Annotated in this window: 27 protein-coding genes and 6 tRNA genes; 22 read left to right on the forward strand and 11 right to left on the reverse strand. The window is 67.5% G+C overall.

The genetic code is table 11. The features are described from left to right. Positions 1–418: 418 nt before the first annotated feature. Positions 419–1,051, forward strand: a complete 633-nt coding sequence (locus tag ABZ345_RS07170) for an integrase core domain-containing protein (RefSeq protein WP_359843886.1) — start codon at positions 419–421, stop codon at positions 1,049–1,051. Positions 1,052–1,180: 129 nt separating this feature from the next. On the opposite strand, the gene ABZ345_RS07175 is transcribed toward ABZ345_RS07170, so the two are convergent. The 4 genes from ABZ345_RS07175 to ABZ345_RS07190 form a co-directional block, all read right to left on the reverse strand. Further along, positions 1,181–1,252, reverse strand: a tRNA-Val gene (locus tag ABZ345_RS07175). Between the two features lie 53 nt (positions 1,253–1,305). After that, positions 1,306–1,728, reverse strand: a complete 423-nt coding sequence (locus tag ABZ345_RS07180; protein WP_359843888.1) for a TIGR02611 family protein — start codon at positions 1,726–1,728, stop codon at positions 1,306–1,308. Between the two features lie 7 nt (positions 1,729–1,735). Beyond that, positions 1,736–2,533 carry an anti-sigma factor gene (locus ABZ345_RS07185; RefSeq protein ID WP_359843890.1) on the reverse strand — a complete coding sequence of 266 codons (798 nt, stop codon included), beginning with the start codon at positions 2,531–2,533 and terminating at the stop codon, positions 1,736–1,738. Next, complete coding sequence (locus ABZ345_RS07190) at positions 2,530–3,150, reverse strand: sigma-70 family RNA polymerase sigma factor (protein ID WP_359843892.1); 621 nt, start codon at positions 3,148–3,150, stop codon at positions 2,530–2,532. Before ABZ345_RS07190 ends, ABZ345_RS07185 begins: the two co-directional genes overlap by 4 nt. A gap of 256 nt (positions 3,151–3,406) precedes the next feature. Here ABZ345_RS07190 and ABZ345_RS07195 point away from each other — a divergent pair, with 256 nt between their 5' ends. The 7 genes from ABZ345_RS07195 to ABZ345_RS07225 all read left to right on the forward strand — a co-directional run bounded on the left by ABZ345_RS07195 (position 3,407) and on the right by ABZ345_RS07225 (position 4,925). Next, on the forward strand, positions 3,407–3,832 hold the full coding sequence (locus tag ABZ345_RS07195; protein ID WP_030466274.1) for an SsgA family sporulation/cell division regulator: 426 nt from the start codon (positions 3,407–3,409) through the stop codon (positions 3,830–3,832). Between the two features lie 107 nt (positions 3,833–3,939). Next, positions 3,940–4,012 (forward strand) — tRNA-Gly (locus ABZ345_RS07200). Between the two features lie 42 nt (positions 4,013–4,054). Further along, a tRNA-Cys gene (locus ABZ345_RS07205) sits at positions 4,055–4,126 on the forward strand. 1 nt (position 4,127) lies between these two features. Further along, positions 4,128–4,199, forward strand: a tRNA-Val gene (locus tag ABZ345_RS07210). Positions 4,200–4,436: 237 nt separating this feature from the next. Next, positions 4,437–4,509: transfer RNA gene (locus ABZ345_RS07215), tRNA-Gly, on the forward strand. Between the two features lies 1 nt (position 4,510). Next, positions 4,511–4,582 (forward strand) — tRNA-Val (locus ABZ345_RS07220). A 175-nt stretch (positions 4,583–4,757) separates the two neighbouring features. Next, positions 4,758–4,925 carry a hypothetical protein gene (locus ABZ345_RS07225; RefSeq protein ID WP_359843894.1) on the forward strand — a complete coding sequence of 56 codons (168 nt, stop codon included), beginning with the start codon at positions 4,758–4,760 and terminating at the stop codon, positions 4,923–4,925. A 4-nt stretch (positions 4,926–4,929) separates the two neighbouring features. Here the strand turns inward: ABZ345_RS07225 and ABZ345_RS07230 are convergent, their stop codons facing one another. Genes ABZ345_RS07230 through ABZ345_RS07240 form a run of 3 tightly spaced genes read right to left on the reverse strand, consistent with a single transcriptional unit; the run spans position 4,930 to position 6,836 of the window. Continuing rightward, the gene (locus tag ABZ345_RS07230) at positions 4,930–5,337 is read right to left on the reverse strand and encodes a PPOX class F420-dependent oxidoreductase (protein WP_359843896.1); all 408 of its coding nucleotides are present in this window, start codon (positions 5,335–5,337) and stop codon (positions 4,930–4,932) included. 33 nt (positions 5,338–5,370) lie between these two features. Continuing rightward, positions 5,371–6,312, reverse strand: coding sequence for a hypothetical protein (locus ABZ345_RS07235; protein WP_359843898.1), 942 nt, complete (start codon positions 6,310–6,312; stop codon positions 5,371–5,373). Then, positions 6,309–6,836, reverse strand: a complete 528-nt coding sequence (locus tag ABZ345_RS07240) for a hypothetical protein (RefSeq protein WP_359843900.1) — start codon at positions 6,834–6,836, stop codon at positions 6,309–6,311. Before ABZ345_RS07240 ends, ABZ345_RS07235 begins: the two co-directional genes overlap by 4 nt. A gap of 59 nt (positions 6,837–6,895) precedes the next feature. Here ABZ345_RS07240 and ABZ345_RS07245 point away from each other — a divergent pair, with 59 nt between their 5' ends. From ABZ345_RS07245 to ABZ345_RS07280, 8 genes are all read left to right on the forward strand, one after another. Continuing rightward, the gene (locus tag ABZ345_RS07245) at positions 6,896–7,132 is read left to right on the forward strand and encodes a hypothetical protein (RefSeq protein WP_359843902.1); all 237 of its coding nucleotides are present in this window, start codon (positions 6,896–6,898) and stop codon (positions 7,130–7,132) included. Positions 7,133–7,310: 178 nt separating this feature from the next. Beyond that, a complete protein-coding gene (locus ABZ345_RS07250) occupies positions 7,311–8,432 on the forward strand; it encodes an extracellular solute-binding protein (protein ID WP_359843904.1) in 1,122 nt (373 codons plus the stop codon). Continuing rightward, positions 8,429–9,346, forward strand: a complete 918-nt coding sequence (locus ABZ345_RS07255; protein ID WP_359843906.1) for an ABC transporter permease — start codon at positions 8,429–8,431, stop codon at positions 9,344–9,346. Before ABZ345_RS07250 ends, ABZ345_RS07255 begins: the two co-directional genes overlap by 4 nt. Further along, on the forward strand, positions 9,334–10,116 hold the full coding sequence (locus ABZ345_RS07260) for an ABC transporter permease subunit (RefSeq protein ID WP_359843908.1): 783 nt from the start codon (positions 9,334–9,336) through the stop codon (positions 10,114–10,116). The genes ABZ345_RS07255 and ABZ345_RS07260 overlap by 13 nt, the downstream gene beginning before the upstream one ends. A 2-nt stretch (positions 10,117–10,118) precedes the next feature. Beyond that, positions 10,119–11,147, forward strand: coding sequence for an ABC transporter ATP-binding protein (locus ABZ345_RS07265; RefSeq protein ID WP_359843910.1), 1,029 nt, complete (start codon positions 10,119–10,121; stop codon positions 11,145–11,147). Continuing rightward, the gene (locus ABZ345_RS07270; RefSeq protein WP_359843912.1) at positions 11,144–12,253 is read left to right on the forward strand and encodes a low temperature requirement protein A; all 1,110 of its coding nucleotides are present in this window, start codon (positions 11,144–11,146) and stop codon (positions 12,251–12,253) included. Before ABZ345_RS07265 ends, ABZ345_RS07270 begins: the two co-directional genes overlap by 4 nt. 7 nt (positions 12,254–12,260) lie before the next feature. Beyond that, positions 12,261–12,656 (forward strand): VOC family protein, encoded by a 396-nt coding sequence (locus ABZ345_RS07275; protein WP_359843914.1) that lies wholly within the window; start codon positions 12,261–12,263, stop codon positions 12,654–12,656. Next, complete coding sequence (locus ABZ345_RS07280) at positions 12,653–13,813, forward strand: MFS transporter (RefSeq protein ID WP_359843916.1); 1,161 nt, start codon at positions 12,653–12,655, stop codon at positions 13,811–13,813. The genes ABZ345_RS07275 and ABZ345_RS07280 overlap by 4 nt, the downstream gene beginning before the upstream one ends. A 22-nt stretch (positions 13,814–13,835) precedes the next feature. On the opposite strand, the gene ABZ345_RS07285 is transcribed toward ABZ345_RS07280, so the two are convergent. Continuing rightward, positions 13,836–15,317: a hypothetical protein gene (locus ABZ345_RS07285; RefSeq protein ID WP_359843918.1), complete on the reverse strand. Its 1,482-nt coding sequence runs from the start codon at positions 15,315–15,317 to the stop codon at positions 13,836–13,838. Between the two features lie 93 nt (positions 15,318–15,410). On the opposite strand from ABZ345_RS07285, the gene ABZ345_RS07290 reads away from it, so the two are divergent. Beyond that, positions 15,411–16,013: a DUF305 domain-containing protein gene (locus tag ABZ345_RS07290; RefSeq protein ID WP_359843920.1), complete on the forward strand. Its 603-nt coding sequence runs from the start codon at positions 15,411–15,413 to the stop codon at positions 16,011–16,013. A gap of 3 nt (positions 16,014–16,016) precedes the next feature. Here ABZ345_RS07290 and ABZ345_RS07295 read toward each other — a convergent pair whose 3' ends face one another. Beyond that, the gene (locus tag ABZ345_RS07295; RefSeq protein WP_359843922.1) at positions 16,017–16,349 is read right to left on the reverse strand and encodes an antibiotic biosynthesis monooxygenase; all 333 of its coding nucleotides are present in this window, start codon (positions 16,347–16,349) and stop codon (positions 16,017–16,019) included. A gap of 79 nt (positions 16,350–16,428) precedes the next feature. Here ABZ345_RS07295 and ABZ345_RS07300 point away from each other — a divergent pair, with 79 nt between their 5' ends. From ABZ345_RS07300 to ABZ345_RS07320, 5 genes are all read left to right on the forward strand, one after another. Continuing rightward, positions 16,429–17,016, forward strand: coding sequence for a helix-turn-helix domain-containing protein (locus tag ABZ345_RS07300; RefSeq protein WP_359843924.1), 588 nt, complete (start codon positions 16,429–16,431; stop codon positions 17,014–17,016). An 86-nt stretch (positions 17,017–17,102) separates the two neighbouring features. Next, on the forward strand, positions 17,103–17,996 hold the full coding sequence (locus ABZ345_RS07305) for an ABC transporter ATP-binding protein (RefSeq protein ID WP_359843925.1): 894 nt from the start codon (positions 17,103–17,105) through the stop codon (positions 17,994–17,996). After that, positions 17,980–18,705 (forward strand): ABC transporter permease, encoded by a 726-nt coding sequence (locus ABZ345_RS07310; RefSeq protein ID WP_359843927.1) that lies wholly within the window; start codon positions 17,980–17,982, stop codon positions 18,703–18,705. Before ABZ345_RS07305 ends, ABZ345_RS07310 begins: the two co-directional genes overlap by 17 nt. 9 nt (positions 18,706–18,714) lie before the next feature. Beyond that, entirely contained in the window at positions 18,715–19,869 is a 1,155-nt protein-coding gene (locus ABZ345_RS07315) for a sensor histidine kinase (RefSeq protein WP_359844454.1), read from the forward strand. 55 nt (positions 19,870–19,924) lie between these two features. Continuing rightward, a complete protein-coding gene (locus tag ABZ345_RS07320; protein WP_359843929.1) occupies positions 19,925–20,569 on the forward strand; it encodes a response regulator transcription factor in 645 nt (214 codons plus the stop codon). A 72-nt stretch (positions 20,570–20,641) separates the two neighbouring features. On the opposite strand, the gene ABZ345_RS07325 is transcribed toward ABZ345_RS07320, so the two are convergent. Together ABZ345_RS07325 and ABZ345_RS07330 are read right to left on the reverse strand one after the other, a co-directional pair. Next, a complete protein-coding gene (locus ABZ345_RS07325) occupies positions 20,642–20,893 on the reverse strand; it encodes a hypothetical protein (protein WP_359843931.1) in 252 nt (83 codons plus the stop codon). After that, positions 20,859–21,941, reverse strand: a complete 1,083-nt coding sequence (locus tag ABZ345_RS07330; RefSeq protein WP_359843933.1) for an XdhC family protein — start codon at positions 21,939–21,941, stop codon at positions 20,859–20,861. Before ABZ345_RS07330 ends, ABZ345_RS07325 begins: the two co-directional genes overlap by 35 nt. Between the last annotated feature and the right edge of the window lie 24 nt (positions 21,942–21,965).

Below are 21,965 nucleotides of genomic sequence, written 5' to 3' on the forward strand. Positions count from 1 at the left end.
AAGTTGCTGTCCGCCGCATCGGTGCTGCTCCGCAGCGAGGCGACGAAGGACGCGGAGCTTCTCGTGCTGCGGCACGAGAACACCGTGCTCCGCCGGCAACTGGCCGGCCCAGTCCGCTACGAGCCCGCAGACCGATTCTGGTTCGCCGCGCTATCCAGGCTGATACCTCGTTCGCGGTGGCACGAGATCTTCCCAGTCACGCCCGGCACGGTGCTCGGCTGGCACCGCAGGTTCATCGCCTGGAAATGGGACTACACCGCGCGACGACGCACCGGACGCCCACCCACCCGAGCAGCGATCAAGGCACTCGTACTCCGGCTCGCAGCAGAGAACCCACGGTGGGGACACCGACGGATCCACGGCGAGCTGGCCCGACTCGGCCACCGGATCGCCGCCTCAACCGTCTGGAAGATCTTGAATGCTGCGGACATCGACCCAGCACCACGTCGATCCGGGCCGACCTGGCGGGAGTTTCTCGCAGCCCAGGCCGAGGGGCATCATCGCCGCGGACTTCTTCCATGTCGACACCGCGCTCGGCAGACGCCTGTACGCGTTGGCGTTCCTTGAGCATGGCACCAGACGCCTGCACATCACCGGAGTCACCGCCCGCCCGACGCAGGCCTGGACCGCGCAGCAGGCGAGGAACCTCTCCGCCGACCTCGGAACACCGATGGAGTCCCTGCGCTTCCTGCTACGCGACCGCGACGACAAGTACGACGAGGCGTTCGACACCGTCTTCAAGGCCGAGGAACTACGTGTGATCAAAAGTGCGCCGCAAGCACCCCGGATGAACGCCCACTGCGAACGCATCATCGGCACCATCCGGCGCGAGATCCTCGACCACATCCTCATCACCGGAGAAGCCCACGCGCGTCAAGTCCTTGCCGCCTACGAGATCCACTACAACAAGCACCGACCGCACCAGGCCCGCTGCCAGCTACCGCCCGAAGCTCAAGAGCAACCCGCCACCGTGCATGACCTCGAGAACCGCAGGCTGCTACGCACCCGGATCCTCGGCGGACTCATCAACGAGTACAGATACGCCGCATGACGTGCAGCGATGACTTTTCGAGCGGCACAGGTTCCTCAGATGAGGAACCCGCGTGCGGCAAGTGGCACGCATCTGGCACGAAACAAGAAAGCCCCGACCGAAGTCGGGGCTGACCTGCGTGATTCTCTATGGGCGATACTGGGATCGAACCAGTGACCTCTTCGGTGTGAACGAAGCGCTCTCCCGCTGAGCTAAACGCCCGTGTTCTGTTGTGTTGCCCCGCTCTCGCGGTGTGGCCATAGCCTACAACATCATCAACGAGAACCAAAAATCGGGCTCTGCAGCCAGCTCCACTCCACGCCGAACCAGCCGCCGACCAGCGCGAACGCGTTCAGCAGGTACAGGGTTGCCAGGACGATGGCGCAGACGCCTGCCATCACCAGGGCGCGGACCCAGCCTGGCTGGCGCCTCAGCCACTCGACCCAGCGGTCGTAGTAGCGCTTGGCGAACTTCAGGACTCGGCCCGCCCACTCGAACTCCGTGGCGAGGATGGCCAGGCCCGCGAAGACGACCAGCCAGCCCGGGCCGGGGTACGGGATCATGATCAGGCCCGCTACCAGGACCAGGCCGCCGATCACGCCCACGCCGATGCGGTAGGCCAGGTTCAGCGCCGGGTTGCGGTGGAACCAGTGGCGCCAGCCCTTGTGCTCGTCGGGCTTTGCGTCGGGCTTCGTCATGTGTCGATCATCCTGTTGGGACTGAGGCGGGTGCAACCTGGCCTCCTGCCACCACCTCTGAGGGAAGTGGGGGTGCGGACCGGCCCGGTTCGAGTGACACCGCGAACTTGGTGTGCTTGTGCGCGTCGGCACCCCAGCTGAGGAGCTGCGGGTCGGTCGAGCCCGTGCGCACGTCGAACAAGGCCAACGGTACCGGCGCTTTCGTGCTGGTGCCCCAGACCACGTAAACGTGGCCCGAGTCGTTCGGCTTGAGGTTCATCGGCATCACGGCGCCTGAGGTCGGGTTCGAGAGGACGATGGCCACCTCGTCGCCTGAACCCGTGCGCAGGACCGCCCTGTTCGTCGTGGGGTCGGCGGCCAGGGACAGGGCCTTGTTCAGCTCGTTGGTGCGTGCCTCGGAGGCTGTCACCTGGCCCGACAACTGGTTCACGCGCAGGCCCAGGTAGCCGCCGCCGGCCAGGACGGCCAGAGCTGCCGCCGCGGCCAGCAGGATGCGACCGGTGCGGCGGCGGTGTTGCGGGCGCAGGGTGGTCGGGGCCGCGTGGCGCGGGCGGTGCGGGGTGGGCACGTCCTGGGGGATGTGCTCGATCTCTTCCATCAGCCTCGCGCGCAGGCGGGGCGGGGGCTGCTCCTGGCGGACGGCGCCGCCGATGCCCGCCAGTACCTCCTGGGTCGCCTGCACCGTGCGTTGGCACGTGGTGCAGGTCGGCAGGTGGTCGCGGACCACTGCTTCTTCGTCCGGTTCCAAGGAGTGCATCGCCCAGCCGACCGCGAGCTCCTCGTGAGGACACAACTCGCCGTTCACCGGTGAACTCCTGTCGTCTCGCCGGTCTCGCCGGCCCACAAGTTCCCCAACGTGCCTCTGAGGCGTCTGATCGCCGCGAACGTGCGCGATTTCACAGTCCCCAGCGGCACGCCTGTCAGCTTGGCCACCTCGCACTGCGTGTAGCCGCCGAGATAGGCCAGGGCGATGACTTGGCGCTGCTCTTCCGGCAACGTGCGCAGGGCGGCTCTGACCTCCGCGCCCACGACGCTCGCCAACGCTTCGTGATCAGAACCCTCGGCCGGTGGTGAGATGTCGTCGGTCAGGGGAACAGTCCGACGACGCTGCGTGTTCTCTTTACGTACGGCGTCCACCGCGCGGTGGTGAACCAGAGTCATCAGCCAGGTGCCGAAACTTCCGCGCGTAGGGTCGAATCTGGCGGGATGCCGCCAGAGCGCGAGGAAGGCTTCCTGCACGACGTCTTCGGCTAGATCAGGGTCCACGCAGATGCGTCTGGCCAGCGAATATGCTGGCGTGCCGTACCTGTCGTACAGCTCACCGAACGCCGACCGATCGCCCTGTGCGAGTCTTTGCACGAGCCCGGAATCGGTCGGCCGGCCGTCGCGTGATGCAACGGGTGGGCCGGGCGAGTCAGCCACCAGAGATGTCCTCACGTCCAACATTCGCGCAACAGCCGGTACCGGGTTCAGGTTAGACCCAGCAAGATGGGAGTCGCTGAACGCGGGCTAACGAGCGAGGAGGACACGGAGCGCGTGCAAGCGGTCGCCGTGCGCAGTCAAGCTGACCCGATGGGGTGATCTGCGTCCGATTAGCGAGCGTTCCTCGCCACATGCACGTCACAACTAAGGTGCTCGGTCGTTTCATTGACCGGGAAGGGAGAAGAGGGTAACGACGATGCGCAACGACCACGTGACGCTCCGCTCGACAGCGGTCTTCGACCTGCTGGCGCCGAGGACCCCTGCGGTCCCGGTCCAAGTGGAGCTGCGATACGACACGAAGGACCCGTACGCGGTCGTGGCCGCGTTCCGCACCGGCCGCGCCGGTTGGGTCGAGTGGGTTTTCGCCCGCGACCTGCTCGCTGACGGCCTCATCGCCGACGCCGGCGACGGTGACGTCCGGATCCGGCCCGCCGCCGACGACCCCGAGGTCGTCGTGATCGAGCTGAGCTCGCCGTCCGGGCACGCCATGTTCGAGGCCTCCGCCCAGGAGCTCGCCGACTTTCTCGACCGGACCTACGACGTCGTCGTGCCCGGCAACGAGCACCTGTGGGTCAACGTCGACGAGGCGCTCACGCACCTCATCTCGAACGACCTGAGCTGAGTAATCCGAGGTAGGGGGCCCGTGAAGGCGGTGCGGGTACCCCCGGTGAAACCCGTTTGAACCCCTCGTATAAGGTTTGTTTCAACATCACGAACGCAGTGATGTACGCGGATGTAGCGCAGTTGGTAGCGCATCACCTTGCCAAGGTGAGGGTCGCGAGTTCGAGTCTCGTCATCCGCTCTGTGGTTCCCCAGCAGGTATCTTCTGAGGATCCATGCTCCTGGCGGAGTGGCCGAGTGGCTTAGGCAAGGGCCTGCAAAGCCCTGTACACGGGTTCGATTCCCGTCTCCGCCTCGGACGATTAGCTCAGCGGGAGAGCACTACCTTGACACGGTAGGGGTCACTGGTTCAATCCCAGTATCGTCCATGTTCGTCGAGGGGCGAGGTGTGTTCGCAGAAAGCGCGAACCACCTCGCCTCTCAGTGTTTTCTGGGGGTGCAACCCCCAGACCCCGCCCGGCGGGCTGCGCCCCCGGACCCCCGCTTCAGCCCATCGCTTCGCTCGGGCTGCCCGGCTCGGGCTCAAGTTCAAGATCAGCCGATTTGGAAGTTCTGGGGACCGTCGGATAAAGTTCTTCTCGCGCCACGGGAAACCGAGGCGCGACGCGGATGTAGCGCAGTTGGTAGCGCATCACCTTGCCAAGGTGAGGGTCGCGAGTTCGAGTCTCGTCATCCGCTCGGACGATTAGCTCAGCGGGAGAGCACTACCTTGACACGGTAGGGGTCACTGGTTCAATCCCAGTATCGTCCACTTCAGCCAAGAAGCCCTCGGTCACTCTGACCGAGGGCTTCTTGCTGTTCAGGGTGCGGGTGGTGATCGTTCGCCGGAAACCTGGCAGCGCGGTTTTCCGAGGGGTATCCTTTAAGTGACCTGCATCACAGCGGGTTATGTCGGAATCAATCGCGATTTCGTTGGGGGATTCATCATGGCCAGAATTGTCGCTGCTTTCGCGGCTCTGCTGATTGCGCTCGGTATCGCTGTTGCCGCCTCTGGCGGGGCGACGGCAGTCGCCGGCGGCGGAAACCCGTGGCACGACGGGACCCCGTCGTCCGCGGGGACGCTGACGACGAACGGAAACCCTTGGCACGGCTGAGTTTCTAGGGCTGGGACCGGCGGGGTTCGTACCAGCTCTCGCCCGCCGGTTCGCCCGCCATGTTCCACGCCCACGCCTCGGTCGGCGTGATGCGGCAATAGATGCCCGGGCCCACGAGGCCCCGGCGTTCCGCCGGGTCGTCGGCGATGCCGTAGACGCGGATCGCGCGGGCGATGAAGGGATCGAATGAGACCAGATCGTCGATCACCAGCGACACCTTGCGGCGGCCTGCGGTGATGTTGCGGAACTTTCGGGTGTTCAGGACCTGCGCGCCGACGCCGCCCACCCAGAAGTAGGTGCCGTCGTACTCGAAGGACAGCGGGACCACGTCGGGCTGGTCGTCCTCGTTCAGCGTGGCCAGGCGGGCCAGGGGCTGTGAGCGCAGGTAGGCGAGTTCGTCCTCGGTGAACATGCCCCTTATACGAACAGGATGCCGCGGTTTCGACTACTTGACGTCGTTGTTGAAGGAGAGCAGGCACCAGCCGTCGGACTCCTTTTTCAGGAAGCCGCCCGCTTTGGTCTCGGCGCCGTCGAGCGTGTACCACATGCGGACCTGGCCGGTGTCCTCTGCTTTGGTGGTGGTCACCTTGGCGTGCAGGCGCAGCTTGCCGCCGGCGGCGATGGCCTTCTCCGCCCACGTGTTGACGGCGCGGGCCGTGGAGCACATGTACTGGCGTGCGGCGACGATGTCCTTGTCGTTCACGGCTTTCGCGAAGGCCTGCATGCGGCCGGTCGGGCTGGCCGGGTCCGGGTCCGGTGGTGGTTCCTCGGAGTCGGTGACCGGGACGAAGCCCATTTCGCAGACGACGTACTTGTTGTCTTCTTCGAACATGGCGAGGACGCCGCGTTGTTTGGAGAGGCCGCTGTCCTTCGGGTAGCCGACGGACATGATCGCCACGGTCGCGTCTTTGTTGCCGTCGTTGTAGATCGGGTCGCTGGGCTTGATCTTGCGGACCTCGTCGACCTTGAAGACGGGCTGGACGTCCCCGGATTTGCTCTTGGGGCTGAGCGGTTCGATGTCGCGGTAGAGGGTCTCCTCCACCAGCGAGATGTCCTTGCCCTCGGCTTTGTTGCGTCCGTCGCGGCACACCAGGACGTTCACGAACTTCTCGACGTCACGCCGGTTGAGCGTGTCCTCGACGGCTTTGGCGGTGCTTTCCGGCGAGGACTGGTCGACGGCGACGGATGGGTTCGACTTCATCCAGCCCGGCCAGATCAGCCCCGTGCCGAGGATACCGGCGGCGGCCAGCAGGATGACGAGGCCGAGCACGAGGAAGACCGCCGCGGACTTCTTCTTCGGCGGCGTGGGAGGTACCGGCGGCATGCCGGGGTACGGCTGGCCCCACGGAGGTTGCGGCGGCCCGTATTGGTGCGGTGGCTGCGTCACGCGGGGTCCTTTGCGACGGGCGGAGGTCCGGCGGGCGGCCAGGCCGGTGGCGGTGGCGGCGGGGAGTTGTGGCGCGAGCGGCGGACCAGCACCACGATGAGGACGATCACGCCGATGCCGAGCAGCAAGAACACGACCACCCCCACGATCAGCCACGTGAATAGGGACTTCATCACGTCGGTGTCGTCGTCCGGCTTCTCGGTGATCTGGCGTTCACCGAACGTGTCGCGCAGGGTGGCCTCGGCGTAGGTGTTCTTGGACCCGTTGAGCGTGATCGTCAGCTTGTCGATGTGTTCGGGGTAGGTCTCCCAGACGATCTTGCCGATCCGCTCGTCGTCGAGCGCCGGGTTCTCGGCGGACGCGGTGATCTCCAAGGTGTCGGTGCCGTTGTGGGAGCGGTGGTACAGCGAGACGTTCTTGTAGCCGGCGTCCTGGATGCGGGCTTGCAACGTGGCCAGGTCGGCGATCGCGCCGCAGCCCACCAGCGCGGCGCACAGGAGGACGAACAGGGCGAAACGTCTCATGGTCAGGAGGTTAGGGAAAAGCGCTGCTCCGCGCCCGGGAAACGGGCAGGCTGGGGCAGTTGAAGCCAGTCGTGGCGATGGACGTCGACATCAGGGTCGGCTGGTGGCGCAGGCTGCGCATCTGGCTCGGCCCGGATGACGGTCACCAGTTGAGACGGCTGGCTGAGGACCGGCGCCGAGTTCGCCTGGGCCACGACCTGGGGTCACCGGGCGAACACCGAGACAGGGCCGCGACGACGACTTCGGGCTGCACCGGGACGGGAACCGGGAATTCGTCCACAAGCGACGGCACCTGACCACGGCTCTCCTGCACGTCGACCCCGCGACGGGCATCACCGCGCAACACCTGAGTGAAGCTCGGGAAGCATTCGGCGGCAACCCGTAGGGCGCGAAGAATTCACCGTTGGAGTCGAGAAGGTCTCAACCGGCGCGGCTGGCTTGACAACGAAAGCGATCCGCGCGAATCCTCCGCCTGTGCTGAAGCGAGGGAACGTCACCACGAAGTTGATCGGTGTCGGCGCGTTGGTGCTGGCGGTGGCAGCCTGTGGCGCCCCGCCCGCCAAGGAGACGCCGGCCGGTGCCGCGAACACCGCCAAGTCGGCGAGCGAGCTCGGCGGCATGGACAAGCTGGTCGAGGCCGCGAAGAAGGAAGGCAAGCTCAACGTCATCGCGCTGCCCCCGGACTGGGCGAACTACGGCGAGATCATCAAGGCGTTCGAGGCCAAGTACGGCATCAAGGTCGACTCCGCGCAGCCGGACGCCTCCAGCCAGGAGGAGATCAACGCCGCCAAGCAGCTCAAGGGCAACGACCGCGCGCCGGACGTGTTCGACCTCGGCCTGAACGTGGCCCTGGCGAACAAGGACCTGTTCGCGCCGTACAAGGTCAGCACCTGGGACGACATCGCCGCGGAGCTCAAGGACGCGGACGGTGCCTACTACGGCGACTACGGCGGCTTCATGTCGATCGGCTACGACGCCGCCAAGGTGCCCGCGCCGACGAGCGTGAAGGACCTGCTCAAGGGCGACTACAAGGGCAAGGTCGCGCTCAACGGCGACCCGACGCAGGCCGGTGCCGCGTTCTCCGGCGTGGTCATGGCGAGCCTCGGCAACGGTGGCTCCGCCGACGACATCGCGCCGGGTGTCGAGTTCTTCAAGCAGCTCAAGCAGGCCGGCAACTTCCAGCCGGTCGACCCGTCGCCCGCCACGATCGAGTCCGGCCAGACGCCGGTCGTCATCGACTGGGACTACACCAACGCCGCCCAGACCGAGAAGCTCAAGGGCAAGCTCGACTGGAAGGTCGTCGTCCCGGCCGAGGCGCAGATCGGCGGCTACTACAACCAGGCCGTCAGCAAGGACGCGCCGCACCCCGCGGCCGCGCGCCTGTGGCAGGAGTTCCTCTACTCCGACGAGGGCCAGAACCTCTACCTGAAGGGCATGTCCCGCCCGGTTCGCCTGGAGAAGATGGGTGACAAGGCGGACAAGGCCGCGAAGGACAAGCTGCCCAAGACCGACGGCAAGCAGGTGTTCCAGACGCAGGCCCAGGCCGACAAGGCCAAGGCCGTTCTGACCGCGACCTGGGCGCAGGCCATCGGATGACCTCGGTCGCTCCCGTAGCGACGACGCCCGGCGGCTCCACCAAGAACAAGGGTGGGGCCGCCGGTCGGCCATCTGCGGCCGCCTGGCTCGTCGCGGTGCCTTTCCTCGCGTTCGTCGGCATCTTCCTCGTCTACCCCACGGTTCTCGTGCTGTTCGGCGCCTTCCAGGACTCGAACGGCGCGCTCACGCTCGACAACCTCACGAGCCTGTTCACGGGTGTCGTCTTCGACGCCTTCGTGCGCAGCATCGAACTGTCCGCGCTCACGGCGGTGATCGGCGCGGTCTTCGGCGCGCTGCTCACGTGGGCCGTCGCGGTCGGCAAGCAGGAAGGCATGCTGCGCCGGGTCGTCGTCGCGGCGTCCGGTGTGCTCGCCCAGTTCGGTGGCGTGCCGCTGGCCTTCGCCTTCCTGGCCACGATCGGCTTCGAGGGCCTGGTCACGAAGTTCCTGCGTGACAACGTTGGCATCGACCTGTTCGCCGGCAGCGCATGGCTGTTCGAGCTGCCCGGCCTGACGCTCGTCTACACGTTCTTCCAGATCCCGCTGATGGTCATCGTGTTCCTGCCCGCGCTGGACGGTTTGCGTCCACAGTGGCGTGAGGCCAACGCGAGCCTCGGCGGCACCAGCTGGACGTACTGGCGCCACGTCGGCGGCCCGATCCTCACGCCGCCGTTCCTCGGCGCGCTGCTTCTGCTGTTCGCCAACGCCTTCAGCGCCTACGCCACGGCCGCCGCGCTCGTCTCGCAGGGCAGTCCGATCGTGCCGCTGCAGATTCGCGGTTTCCTCACCGGCGAGGTCGTGCTCGGCCAGGAGAACCTCGGCAAGGCGCTGGGTCTCGGCATGGTGATCGTGGTCAGCATCGCGATGGGCGTGAACGTGCTGCTGCAGAAGAGGGTGGCCAAGTGGGTTCGCTAGTGAAGCAACGCGTTCTGCGCACGGTCATCCTGCTGATCCTCGGCGTCTACTTCATCCTGCCGCTGATCGCGATGGCGGAGTTCTCGACGCGGGGCAAGGGCGGCAGCCGCAGCCTCGAGTCGTGGACGTCCATCGTCGACGACGAGGGCCTGATGGAGGCGCTCGTCAACTCGTTGCTGTTGTCCGTGACGAGCGCGGTGCTGATGCTGGTGCTGCTCGTGCCGACGATGGCGTGGATCCGGCTCCGGCTTCCGCAGCTGCAACGGCTCGTGGAGTTCCTGTGCCTGCTGCCGCTCGCGATCCCCGCGATCGTGCTGGTGGTCGGCATGGCGCCGCTCTACGCGTGGGTGAACTACTTCCTCGGCGACTCACCGCTGACGCTGACCTTCGCCTACACGATCCTGGTGCTGCCGTTCGCGTACCGCGCGGTCGACGCCGGACTCGCCGCGATCGACCTGAAGACGCTCGCGGAAGCCGCGCGCAGCCTCGGCGCGTCGTGGTTCACGGTGCTGTGGAAGATCGTGGTGCCGAACATCCGCGTGGCACTCATCGGCGCTTCGCTGCTGAGCGTGGCCCTGGTGCTCGGCGAGTTCACCATCGCGTCGCTGCTCAACTTCGACACGCTGCAGGTGCAGGTCAACCTGCTGGGCAAGCGCAACGCGGGTGTGTCCATCGCGGTGTCGCTGCTGTGCCTGCTGTTCGCATTCGTCCTCTTGTTCGCACTTTCTTATGTCGGCCAGCGGCGCCGTCAAACCGTGGTCGAGGAGTGAAGATGGGTCACCTGGAACTCACGGGACTGCGCAAGTCCTTCGGTGGCAACACCGCATTGGACGGGCTTGACCTGGAACTGGCCGAGGGCGAGCTCGTGTCGCTGCTCGGTCCGTCGGGCTGTGGCAAGACGACGGCGCTGCGGATCGTCGCGGGCTTCGAGACGGCCGACTCGGGCACGGTCACGGTGGGCGGCAAGGACATCACGCGCGTGCCGGCCAACAAGCGGGACATGGGCATGGTCTTCCAGGCCTACAGCCTCTTCCCGAACCTGACCGCCGCGCAGAACGTCGCGTTCGGCCTCAAGCTGCGCAAGGCCGACACCAAGCGGACCGGCGAGCTGCTGGAGCTGGTCGGTCTCAGCCACCTCGGCGGCCGCTACCCGCACCAGATGTCCGGCGGTCAGCAGCAACGTGTGGCGCTGGCGCGCGCTCTCGCGATCCAGCCGCGGGTGTTGCTGCTGGACGAGCCGCTGTCCGCATTGGACGCCAAGGTCCGCGTGAACCTGCGCGACGAGATCCGCCGCATCCAGACGGAGCTCGGCATGACGACGCTGTTCGTCACGCACGACCAGGAGGAGGCACTTGCCGTGTCCGACCGGGTCGGCGTGATGTCGCACGGCCGGCTGGAGCAGCTGGACACGCCGTCCGTTGTGTACCGGGAACCGAAGACCGCGTTCGTCGCGCAGTTCGTCGGCGTCACGAACTCGGTGGAGGCCAAGGCAGAGGGCCAGACCGTCATCGTCAACGGCGTCACGGTGCCCGCGATGCACGACCAACCGTCCGGAAGCGACGTTCGCGTCATCGTGCGGCCGGAGGACATCGGGGTCTCGGCGCACGACGGGACGCAGGGCAAGATCGTCGGCGACGTGCTGACCCAGTCGTTTCTGGGGCCTGTCACGCGGATCTCTGTCAAAGTGGGCGAGCAGATCCTGCGGGTCGACCAGCCGTCCAACACCGCGGCCGCCTTCCAGCCCGGCACGCAGGTCGCACTGGACCTCAGCGAATCAAGGATCATGGTGGTAGCTGGATGATCAGAAAGCTCCTCGCGCGTGACACGGCGGAGGCCCACCGGGTCGCGACGCCGTTGGAGCTGTTGTTCGACCTGAGCTTCGTGGTGGCGGTCGCCCAGGCCGCCGCCTCGCTGCACCACGCCGTGTCCGAGAACCACGCGGGGGCCGGGCTGCTGGCGTTCTGCATGGCGTTCTTCGCGCTGTGGCTGCCGTGGCTCAACTTCACCTGGTTCGCCAGCGCGTTCGACAACGACGACACGCTGTACCGGATCATCACGATGGTCCAGATCGCCGGGGTGCTCGTCATCGCGGCGGGCATCCCGGCCGTCTTCGAGCACCAGGACTACCGGATCGTCGTCGCCGGCTACGTCGTCATCCGGCTCGCGATGGTCGCGCACTGGCTGCGGGCGTCGCGGGACAACCCGTCGCACCGCAACTGCACGCGCCGCTACGCCATGGGCATCGTCGGCATGCAGGTGCTCTGGGTGTTGTGGGTCGTCGTCGCGCCGCCGAGCCTGCAGTTGCCGTTGTGGGTGATCTTCATGATCGGTGAGCTGCTGGTGCCGGTCTGGGCCGAGCGCGCCGAGACCACGACCTGGCACCCGCACCACATCGCGGAACGGCACGGGCTCTTCACGCTGATCGTGCTCGGCGAGTCGATCCTGTCGACCACGATGGCGTTCCAGAAGGGCTTCGACAGCGGCATCAACCTCATCTCGCTCGCCGTGGCCAGCCTGGTCATCGTGTTCTCGGTGTGGTGGATCTACTTCGAGGCGCCGTCGCACCTGCACGACCTGAAGAAGGCGTTCCTGTGGGGGTACGCGCACCTGTTCATCCTCGGCTCGATCGCCGCGCTCGGTGCCGGTCTCGCGGCCAGCGTCGACTACGACCTGCACCTCGCGCACGCGCCGGGCACGACGGTCGCCGCGTTCACGACGGTGCCGCTCGCGATCTTCTTCCTGTGCGTCTGGTACGTGCAGGACTGTCCTGGCCAGGAGGGGATCCGCAAGTACCTGCTGCCCATCGGGTCGGCCGCGGTGCTCGCGGCGACGTTCGGGCCGGCGCCGATCCACGTGACCGCGGGGATCACCCTGGTTGTCGTGGTCCTCACACGGCTGGTGCGATGATCAGCGCATGACCGGTGTTCGTGAACTCCGCCTAGTCGTCACCGCCGCCGACTACGACGAGGCCCTGCGCTTCTACCGCGACGTGCTCGGCCTCGAGCAACGGGCGGCGTTCGCGTCCGACGGCGGCCGGGTCACGATCCTGGAGGCCGGCCGGGCCACGCTGGAGATCACCGATCCGCCGCACGCCGAGTTCATCGACCGGGTCGAGGTGGGGTCGCGGGTCGCCGGGCACATCCGGGTGGCGTTCGAGGTGGACGACTCCGCGGCGGTGACGCGTGATCTCGAGGCCGCGGGCGCCGAGGTGATCGCGCAACCCACCCGCACGCCGTGGAACTCGCTCAACTCGCGGCTCGAAGCCCCCGCCGGACTGCAGCTGACGTTGTTCCAGGAGCTGGGCGAGTGACGATCTCCGCTGCCGGTTACCGCGATCTCGCGAACCGGGACGTGCTCGCGTGCGCTGTCGTCACGGTCGCCGCGAAGTTACCGATGTCGATGACGCCGCTGATGATGGTGTTCCTGACCAAGGACCTGTCCGGCGGATACGTGCTGGCCGCGTCGCTGACCGCCGTGTACGTGCTGGGGGAGCTCCTCGGCGCGGCACTGCTGGGGCTGCTGCTCGACCCGTCCCGGATGCGCGGTCAGCTCGCGGCCGGGCTCGTCGTGGGTGCCGGGGCGTTCACGACGCTGGCGTTGACGACGAACGTGACGGTGCTGGTCATCGCGGCGTTCGTCGCGGGAGCCGGGCCGTCGACGACACCCGGTGGGCTGCGGGCGATGCTGCTCGGGCTCGTGCCGGACGCGTTGGTGCCCAAGGCGATGGGCTTTGACGCCATGATCACGCAGGTGGTGTGGGCGGTGGCGCCCGCGCTGGTCACCGTGCTGGCGTTGAGCGTCGACCGGCGCGCGCCCGTCGTGGTGTCGGTGTCGTTGATCGTCGTCGCGGCGTGGCTGGTGTTCATCCTGCCCCGCGGACACGTGACCTCCCGCTCCGGCACGGCGAAACCCCGTGTCGTCGCGTCGGCGTGGCCGATCTACCTGGTGAGCGCGGCGGCGTTGGCGCAGCTGGCGGTCGCGGAACTCGTGCTGCCGGCGTTGCTGGAGCACCGGGGGATCGGGATCGGCTGGATCGGGCCGCTGCTCACGGGGTTCGCGGCGTGCAGTGCGCTGGGCGCGGTGCTGTACGGGCTGAGGCCCTGGCCGGGATCGTTGCGCACACAGGGGCTTGTGCTGCTGGTGATCACCGCGACCTGCGTCGGCGCGGTCGCGTTGTTCCCGAACCTGCCGGGGATCGCGGGGGCGTTGCTGGCGGCCGGGTTGTTCCAGTCCGGGGTGCTCGTGACGCGCAGTCTCGTGCTGCGCGAACGGCTTCCGGTCGGCGCGCACGCGGCCGGGTTCTCGATGATGTACGCGGTGACCGGTGCGGGGTACGGGCTGACGGCCGTGGTCGCCGCATGGGCGTTGGACGTCGGCTCGCCGATCTGGGCGGTTTTCGGTGGTGTCGCGGTGACCCTGGTCCTGACAGCGATCAGCGCGGCTGCCGAGAAACGACAGCCGCGCTGAACTGTGACATCACAAGCGGCAGTTACCCGCGGTAGAAGTTGCCCTGGGTCTGCACGTTGAACTCGTTCGTGCGGAAGAACTTCGCCGCGAACGTGCGCGGGTCGCGCATGTCGATCACGTCGAAGCCGCGGCCCATCTCCGAGGAGTAGATGTAGCCGTTGTACCAGTAGGTCGACCACGTGCCGCCGGACGCCTTGTTCGGCATCGGGCCGCGCTCGAAGAAGCCGATCTCACGCGGCTTGGCCGAGTTCGTGAAGTCCCACACCGAGACGCCGCCCTGGTACCAGGACTGCACCATGATGTCCTTGCCGGGCACGGGGATCAGCGAGCCGTTGTGGGCGACGCAGTTCTCCGAGTCGGCCTGCATGCGCGGGATCTTGTAGTAGGACTTGAAGACCAGCTTGCGGTTCTTGCCCTTGCCCACGATGTCGTAGATGCCGTTGGCACCCCGCGTCGGGCCGATCTTCTCGTTGCAGGTCGCGGCGCCACCGCCACCGAGCTCGTCGGTGAAGACGACCTTGGTGCCGCTGTTGTTGAAGGTCGCGGAGTGCCAGAACGCGAAGTGCTTGTCGTCCTGGACCCGGTTGATCTCCACCAGGTTCTCCCGGTCGGAGATGTCCCACAGCACGCCGTCACCCATGCACGCGCCGGCCGCGAGGTCGAGCTGCGGGTAGACGGTGATGTCGTGGCAACCGGTGGTGGCCGAGGTGTAGCCGTGCTCGATGTCGCCCGGCGTGCCCTGGTTACCGCCGTCCGGGAAGAGCACCGGCGCCTTGAGCAGCGAGGCCTGGGCCGGGTTCTTCAGCGGCACCTTGACGATCGAGATCTTGTCGTGCGGCGGCTGGCAGTCCGGGAACGTGGCGCTGGGCGAGTAGGACGAGACGTAGAGGTACACGTCCTTCTTGTTCTTGCCCGGCACCAGCGTGTGGGTGTGCGAACCGCAGTCGGTCTCGACGGCGGCGACGTACTTCGGGGCCGCCTTGTCGCTGATGTCGAAGACCTTGATGCCCTCCCACGACGACTTCTCGGTCGCCGGCTGCGGAGTGCTGTTGCAGGAGTTGTCGGTGCGCGACGAGTCGGTCGACAGGAACAGCAGGTTGCCGTACACCGAGACGTCGTTCTGCGAACCCGGGCAGAGGACCGAGCTCTTGATGGCCGGCTTCTTCGGGTTGCGGATGTCGTAGATGGTGAAGCCGTTGTAGTTGCCGACGAACGCGTAGTTGCCCTGGAACGCGATGTCGGTCTGCGTCTGATCGAGCGGAGCCACCTTGTCCAGGTGGGAGACCAGGACCATGTTGCGGCTGCGGCTGATCTCGTTCTCACCCGGAATGCCGGTGACACCGTCGGCCTGCGCTTCGAGCTGAGCCTCGCTCAGTCCCGCCCCGTCGGCGGGAAGGTCGGGCTCGGCGAACGCGGGTGCCGTCAACGTTGACAGCGTCAGCGCGAACGCCCCCAGGATCGCGAACGGCGTTCTGCGCCGCCGTGCCGTATCGCGTGCAGTCACAGCTTGTACCCCCTCAGTAACGGGCTGGTGGGGGGAGTATGACCCGTTCGCCTTGCTAAGGGCCAGCGTCTTTCGGAGGGTATTCTGCCCATTATGCGTTCTGGGGTGTTGGGGCTTGTCGTCGTGTTCGCGCTGATCACGGGCTGTACATCGGAGCCTGATGCGGCGCCGATCATCGCTCCGGGCACCCCCGGCGGCACCGCGCAGACGTTGGCGCCGTCGGACGCTTCCGGCGCGATTCCGCCACCGCCGAACGACGCCGACCGCCAGTACGTGGCGATGATGATCGTCCACCACGAGCAGGCGCTCGCGATGACGCGGTTCGCTCCCGAGCGTGCGCAGAACGAGACGGTGAAGGGCCTGGCGGACCGCATCCGGTACAGCCAGGAGCCCGAGATCGGCGCCATGAAGCAGTGGCAGCGGACGTTCAACGCGGTGGGTGGGCACGAGGACCACGGTTCGATGCCCGGCATGGCCACGCAGGACCAGCTCAACGCGCTGGGTGCCGCGCGGGGCAAGGAATTCGACCGGATGTTCCTGGATCTGATGATCAAGCACCACGAGGGTGCGATCAAGATGGCCACGGACGTGAAGGGTGCCGGGACCAACGTTCAGGTCGAGGAGATGGCGGACGACGTGATCGCCGTCCAGGCCGACGAGATCAACCGGATGAAGGCCCTGCTGCCCTCGCTGTGAGACTTACGAGGCCTCGGTGCGTTGCCGCGGCAGCACCATGTCCTCGGCGTGCTGGAAGGTCTCGACGGCGTTGCCCGTGACGTGCCGGGCGATGCCGCGGTTGCGCTTGTGCGCCTCGCGGAACGAGTCGGAGGCGACCCAGGCGCGGAAGTCCTCTTCGGACTCGAACTCGTTCACCGACACGTAGGGCTGGTCGTCCTTCGTCGGCTTGAGCAGCGTGCTGCGCAGCAGGCCGGGCACGCCGGGCAGGAACGTGCGCATGTTGTCGCGGAAGTGGGCCTCGAAGTCCTCTGCCCGCTCGGCGGGGACGAACAGGCGGTTCGTTGCGATGAACACTGGCCCTCCTTGATTCCGACGCTCTGTCGGGAACTATTCCAACACTCCGTCGGGAAAGCAAGCGCGATACGATTCCCCGGTGCCGAGGATCAGCGCAGACACCGTGGCCGAGCACCGCGCCAACCGGTTGCGCGCCCTGCTGGACGCGGGGCGCGAGATCGTGGCGACCGAGGGAGCGGAGGCGCTGACGCTCGCGTCGCTCGCTCGACGCGTCGGGCTGTCGCGGCCGAGCCTCTACGAGTACTTCCGCTCGCGTGAGGAACTGGTCGCCGCGATCGTGTCGGACGCGCTGCCCGAGTGGGCGGACAAGCTGGAGGACGCGGTCAACGGCGCCGAGTCCGTGCCGGCCAAGATCGAGGCCTACCTGCGCACCGAGCTGGCGATCATCACCGACGGCAGCCACGGGGCGGTGGTCGCCCTGTCCGCGCACACGTTGCCGGACTCGTCGCGCGAGCAGATCCGGGCCGAGCACGAACGGTTGCTGGCGCCGCTGGTCGGGGTCTTCACGACGGCCGGGGTGCAGCGAGCGCCGCTGCGGGCGATGCTCGTGCACGCGATGGTCGAGGCGACGTCGCGGATGATCACGCCGGGGCGCACCGAGCACAACGAGGCGGTCATCCAGACGTTGCTGGACCAGGTCGTGCACGGGCTGGATCAACGGATCTAGCTGATCACCGGCATCAACCGATCGGTTGATCCGGGTCCCGCCGCTCGTTCGATGATCTTCGGCTCGTGTTCTTCGAGGCTTGTCGCATGGCAATCATCGAAGTGCGGGACCTCGGCAAGAGGTACGGGCCTCGCGTCGCGGTGGACTCGGTGTCGTTCGAGGTCGCCGAGGGGGAGATTTTCGGCATTCTGGGGCCGAACGGGGCGGGGAAGACGACGACCGTCGAGTGCGTGTCGGGGCTGCGCAGGCCGGACCGGGGGAGCGTGTCCGTGCTGGGGCGGCCTCCCGGCGGCGTGCGGTCCGCGATCGGGGTGCAGCTGCAGTCGTCCGAGCTGCCCGAACGGATGCGGGTGGGCGAGGCGTTGTCGTTGTTCTCGTCGTTCTACCCGTCTCCTGCCGACTGGTCCGAACGGCTGGGGCTCACGTCGCACCTGAAGGCGGAGTTCGGGCGGCTGTCCGGCGGGTTGAAGCAGCGGTTGTCGATCTGCCTCGCGCTGATCGGGTCGCCGCGCGTGGCGATCCTGGACGAGCTGACGACCGGGCTGGATCCGCAGGCGCGGCGGGACACGTGGTCGGTGATCGAGGAGGTGCGGTCGGCCGGCGTCACGATCCTGCTGGTCACGCACTTCATGGAGGAGGCGGAGCGGCTCTGCGACCGGGTGGCGGTCTTCCGCGACGGACGGATCGCCGCTCTGGACACGCCTTCCGGGCTCGTGTCGCGTGTGGACGGTTCCACCCGCGTTCGGTTCGTGCCGTCCGCTGCTCTGGAGGCAGGGGTGCTGGAGGCGCTGCCGGAGGTGTCGGAGGTGTCCTTCGCGGGGGAGCAGATCGTGGTCAGCGGGTCGGAGAACCTGCTGCACGCGGTGACTTCTTTGCTGGCGCGCAAGCAGATCGTGGCGCGGCAGCTCCGGGTCGACCAGGTTTCGCTGGACGACGCCTACGTTCGGCTCACTGGGGGTTCTGATGTTGCGGATCATTGAGATCGAGGCGCGGCTGTTCGTTCGCGATCGGCTGAATTCGTTGTTCTCCCTGGTGTTCCCGACGTTGTTGCTGCTCGGGCTGGGGGCGATTCCCGCGTTGCGGACGCCGGACGAGAAGTTCGGCGGTCTCCGGTTCATCGACAGCTACCTGTCGTCGATCGTCGTGTTCACGTTGGTGTTCATCGGGTTGCAGCGTCTGCCGGTGGTCGTGGCGACGTATCGGGAGAAGGGCGTGCTGCGCCGGCTGTCCACGACCCCCATGCATCCGGCGCGGTTGCTGGTGGGCCAGCTGGTGGTCAACTTCGCCGCGGCGATCTTGTCGGTGCTGCTGACTATCGTGGTGGGGTACGTCGTTTTCGGCGTCGACCTGCCTCACCATCCACTCGGCCTGGCGTGTGCCGTGGTGCTGGGAGGCGCTGGGACGTTCGCGCTGGGCCTGGTGATCGCCTCACTGGCCCCGAACGCGCGGGCGGCCGGTGGCTGGGCGACGGTGGTGTTCATGCTGCTGATGTTCTTCGGCGGCGTGTACCTGCCGCGGTTCATGCTGCCCTCGGTGGTTCAGGCGATCGGCTCGTACTCGCCTCCCGGCGTGGAGGCGCTGCAAGAGGCGTGGCTGGGAAGCGCGCCGGACTGGAGGCATCTTGCGATCATGGGGCTGGTGAGCCTCGTGGCAGGTACGGTCGCGGCCAGGACCTTCCGCTGGGAGTAGCTCGTGGACATGGCCGCGCTGGACAGGTGGGAACGCAGGCTCGGTGCGATCGCCAACCTGATCCCGTACTTCGTGCTGACCGTGACGACGGTGCTGTACTCGATCTTCACCACGCACTCGGCTCACGACCGCTGGATCACCTACGGCGTGGTGGCGTTCGGCTACGGGTGGATGGTGTGGTGGTTCACGCTGCACCCCGCGTGGCGCCGGCGCCAGGACCTGATGGCCGTGTTCGTCGGTGGCATGGTCGTCTTCTACGCGGTGCTGGGCATGCGGCACGATCTGTTCGGCGCCGTGTCCTACGCGATCTACATCTACGCGAGCGAATGTCTGCGCGGGCGTTGGGTGTTCTTCGTGGTGGCGCTGACGGCCGTGCTGGCGACGCTGTCGTTGTTCGGCGGCTACCCACCCGCGGAGGCTGTGCCCGCCTTCTGGTTGCTGCTGCTCATCTTCGTGGTGGTGGCGTGCACCTTCACGTTCGTCGGCCACGTGACAACTGAACAGGCCCGGCTGCGCAAGGAACTGCTGGAGGAGAACGAGGGCCTCCACAAGCAGTTGCTCGTGCAGGCGCACGAGGCGGGCGTGCAGGACGAGCGCCACCGCCTCGCCGGCGAGATCCACGACACGCTGGCGCAGGGCCTCGCGGGCATCATCACGCAACTGTCGGCGGCCTCTGCCTCCGACTGGGAACGCCGCGTGTCGGTGGCGGCCGAGCTGGCCCGGTCGAACCTGGCCGAGGCTCGCCGCTCGGTGCACGCCCTGCGCCCGCCCGCCTTGGACGACGCCGCGCTGCCCGAGGCGCTGGGCGAGGTGGCGTCCGGCTGGTCGACGGTGTCCGGCGTGCCGGTGTCGGTGACGTTGACCGGCTCCGCGCGCGTGATGCACCCCGAGGTGGAGGTCGCTCTGTTGCGGACCGCCCAGGAAGCTCTGGCGAACGTGGCGAAGCACGCGTCGGCGTCCCGTGTCGGCCTGACCCTGTCGTACATGGAGGACGTGGTGACGCTGGACGTGCGCGACGACGGTGTGGGTTTCGATCTCGCGACGCCGTCGTCGGGTTTCGGCCTGACCGCGATGCGCCACCGGGTGCACCGGCTGTCCGGCGCGCTGTTCGTGGAGTCGGAACCGGGCTCGGGGACGGCGATCTCGGCGCGGGTGCCGGCGTGATCGGCGAGGTGGCCGCGGGCCACGAGTCCGGCGCCGGCGCGGCGGAGGTGCGCGCGTGATCCGGCTGGTGATCGTCGACGACCACCCGGTGGTCCGCGACGGCCTGCGCGGCATGCTCGCGTCCGAGGACTTCGAGGTCGTGGGCGAGGCGGCCTCAGGAGACGAGGCGGTGGCGGTCGTCACGGCTCTCGCGCCCGACGTCGTGCTGATGGACCTGCGCATGCCGGGGTCGGACGGGCTGTCCGCGATCGAACGGTTGCGCGCGCATCCGTGCCGGGTGCTGGTGCTCACCACCTACGACACGGACCGGGACGTGCTGCCCGCGATCAAGGCGGGCGCGACGGGCTACCTGTTGAAGGACACGCCGCGCGACGAGCTGCATCGGGCGATCAGGGCTGCTCACGCGGGCGAGGCGGTGTTGTCGCCGGCGGTGGCCACGCGGTTGCTGGGGCAGGTGCGCGAGCCTGCGCTGGAACCGTTGTCGGCGCGGGAGGTGGACGTGCTGGCGTTGGTCGCCAAGGGGTCCACGAACCGTGCGGTGGCGGCGGCGTTGTTCATCAGCGAGGCGACGGTGAAGACGCACCTGCTGCACGTCTACGCGAAGCTCGGTGTGAGTGACCGGGCTGCTGCGGTCGCCGTGGCGTACGAGCGCGGGCTGCTGCAGGGCCGTGCCGGGCCCGGTGGTGGTCAGGCCCGGTGAGCGGCGGTTCCCCCGCGGCGGGACCACTTCGGTTGGTCCCGCCGCCTGCGGCAACTCCCCCTTGCCACTCCCTCACCCCTCGCGTTGTAAGAACTCCCGCCAGTCGCCCAGATACGAGATGTCCCGGATATCACCCGATTGGAGCAACGCCGAGTCGAGCACGGCGTCCCTCAGCACGGTCGCGAGGGCGGCGCTGCCGTCTTCGAGCTCGATGACGCCGATCTCGAGCTCCGGGGGTTCGGCGGGGACGAGGTGGTCGCGGAGGATCTTCAGCGGCAGGTCGTAGAGCTCACCGGCGACCGAGGCCGAGCCCGACTCGTGCATCGCCGGGAACCTGCCCCGCACCGAGAAGTACCGGTACTTCGGGGCACTGCGGGCTCGGCACACCATCGGGGTGCCCTGGAGCTGGGAGTGCAGCGGTCCGCCCCGCATGCCGCCGCCGTTGAGAAAGATCAGTGCCATGACTCTCCTGGTCTCGGTGGATGGGGGAGGACAGAACGGACAGCGGCAGGCCGGTGCCGCCGTGCCGCAGCGCGACGAGTTCGGCTGCGATCGATACCGCGGTCTCCGCGGGGCTGCGGCCGCCGAGGTCGAGGCCGATCGGGGAACGCAGGCGAGCCAGCGCCCACTCGGTGACACCCGCTTCACGAAGGCGCTCAAGACGTTCCGTGTGCGTGCGACGGGAACCCAACGCGCCGACGAACGCCAACGGCATCGCAAGAGCTTCCGTCAAAACGGGGATGTCGAACTTCGGGTCGTGGGTCAGCACGACGACGGCGGTGGACGCATCGGTGTGGGTGGAGGCGAGGTAGCGGTGCGGCCAGTCGACGACGACCTCATGGGCCGCCGGAAAGCGTTCTGGGGTCGCGAAAACGGCTCGCGCGTCGCAGACCGTCACGTGGTAGCCCAGAAACCGGCCGATCTCGGCCACCGCGGCGGCGTGGTCGATGGCGCCGAACACCAGCAGACGCGGTGCGGGCATCCAGGACTCGGTGAACACTCGTCCGTCGGCGGCAAAACGCACCGACACCGGGTAACCGTCCACGGAGGCTTGGAGAGCCGCGCGCAACGAAGGACTGTCCCGCTGCACCAGCACGTCCAGGGAACCGCCGCAGGTCAGGCCGACGGAGAAGGCGGTGTCGTCGGAGTAGCCGAACGTCGCGAAAACAGGGTCGGAGGTCGAAAGCACGGTGCGGGCCAGGTCGTAGACCTCGGCTTCCACGCAGCCGCCGGACACGCTGCCGATCACCTGACCGCCGGGACCGACCGCCATCGCGGCGCCGACGGGCCGGGGTGCGCTGCCCCGCACGGCCACCACCGAGGCGACGGCGAAGCGGTCCCACGACAGCAGTGCTGATGCCAGGTCACGCATCGAACCTCCAGTTCGAGAGGTCCG

This window comes from Lentzea sp. NPDC005914 (genome assembly GCF_040629405.1).
Taxonomy (GTDB): Bacteria; Actinomycetota; Actinomycetes; order Mycobacteriales; family Pseudonocardiaceae; genus Lentzea.

Coding starts and splice junctions, on each gene's coding strand:
- ABZ345_RS07275 (WP_359843914.1), top strand. CDS start 12,261: ATGACCGGTGTTCGTGAACTCCGCCTAGTCGTCACCGCCGCCGACTAC.
- ABZ345_RS07330 (WP_359843933.1), bottom strand. CDS start 21,941: ATGCGTGACCTGGCATCAGCACTGCTGTCGTGGGACCGCTTCGCCGTC.
- ABZ345_RS07180 (WP_359843888.1), bottom strand. CDS start 1,728: ATGACGAAGCCCGACGCAAAGCCCGACGAGCACAAGGGCTGGCGCCAC.
- ABZ345_RS07290 (WP_359843920.1), top strand. CDS start 15,411: ATGCGTTCTGGGGTGTTGGGGCTTGTCGTCGTGTTCGCGCTGATCACG.
- ABZ345_RS07265 (WP_359843910.1), top strand. CDS start 10,119: ATGGGTCACCTGGAACTCACGGGACTGCGCAAGTCCTTCGGTGGCAAC.
- ABZ345_RS07325 (WP_359843931.1), bottom strand. CDS start 20,893: ATGCACGAGTCGGGCTCGGCCTCGGTCGCCGGTGAGCTCTACGACCTG.
- ABZ345_RS07195 (WP_030466274.1), top strand. CDS start 3,407: ATGCGCAACGACCACGTGACGCTCCGCTCGACAGCGGTCTTCGACCTG.
- ABZ345_RS07170 (WP_359843886.1), top strand. CDS start 419: ATGCTGCGGACATCGACCCAGCACCACGTCGATCCGGGCCGACCTGGC.
- ABZ345_RS07270 (WP_359843912.1), top strand. CDS start 11,144: ATGATCAGAAAGCTCCTCGCGCGTGACACGGCGGAGGCCCACCGGGTC.
- ABZ345_RS07315 (WP_359844454.1), top strand. CDS start 18,715: ATGGCCGCGCTGGACAGGTGGGAACGCAGGCTCGGTGCGATCGCCAAC.
- ABZ345_RS07230 (WP_359843896.1), bottom strand. CDS start 5,337: ATGTTCACCGAGGACGAACTCGCCTACCTGCGCTCACAGCCCCTGGCC.
- ABZ345_RS07255 (WP_359843906.1), top strand. CDS start 8,429: ATGACCTCGGTCGCTCCCGTAGCGACGACGCCCGGCGGCTCCACCAAG.
- ABZ345_RS07225 (WP_359843894.1), top strand. CDS start 4,758: ATGGCCAGAATTGTCGCTGCTTTCGCGGCTCTGCTGATTGCGCTCGGT.
- ABZ345_RS07310 (WP_359843927.1), top strand. CDS start 17,980: ATGTTGCGGATCATTGAGATCGAGGCGCGGCTGTTCGTTCGCGATCGG.
- ABZ345_RS07305 (WP_359843925.1), top strand. CDS start 17,103: ATGGCAATCATCGAAGTGCGGGACCTCGGCAAGAGGTACGGGCCTCGC.
- ABZ345_RS07240 (WP_359843900.1), bottom strand. CDS start 6,836: ATGAGACGTTTCGCCCTGTTCGTCCTCCTGTGCGCCGCGCTGGTGGGC.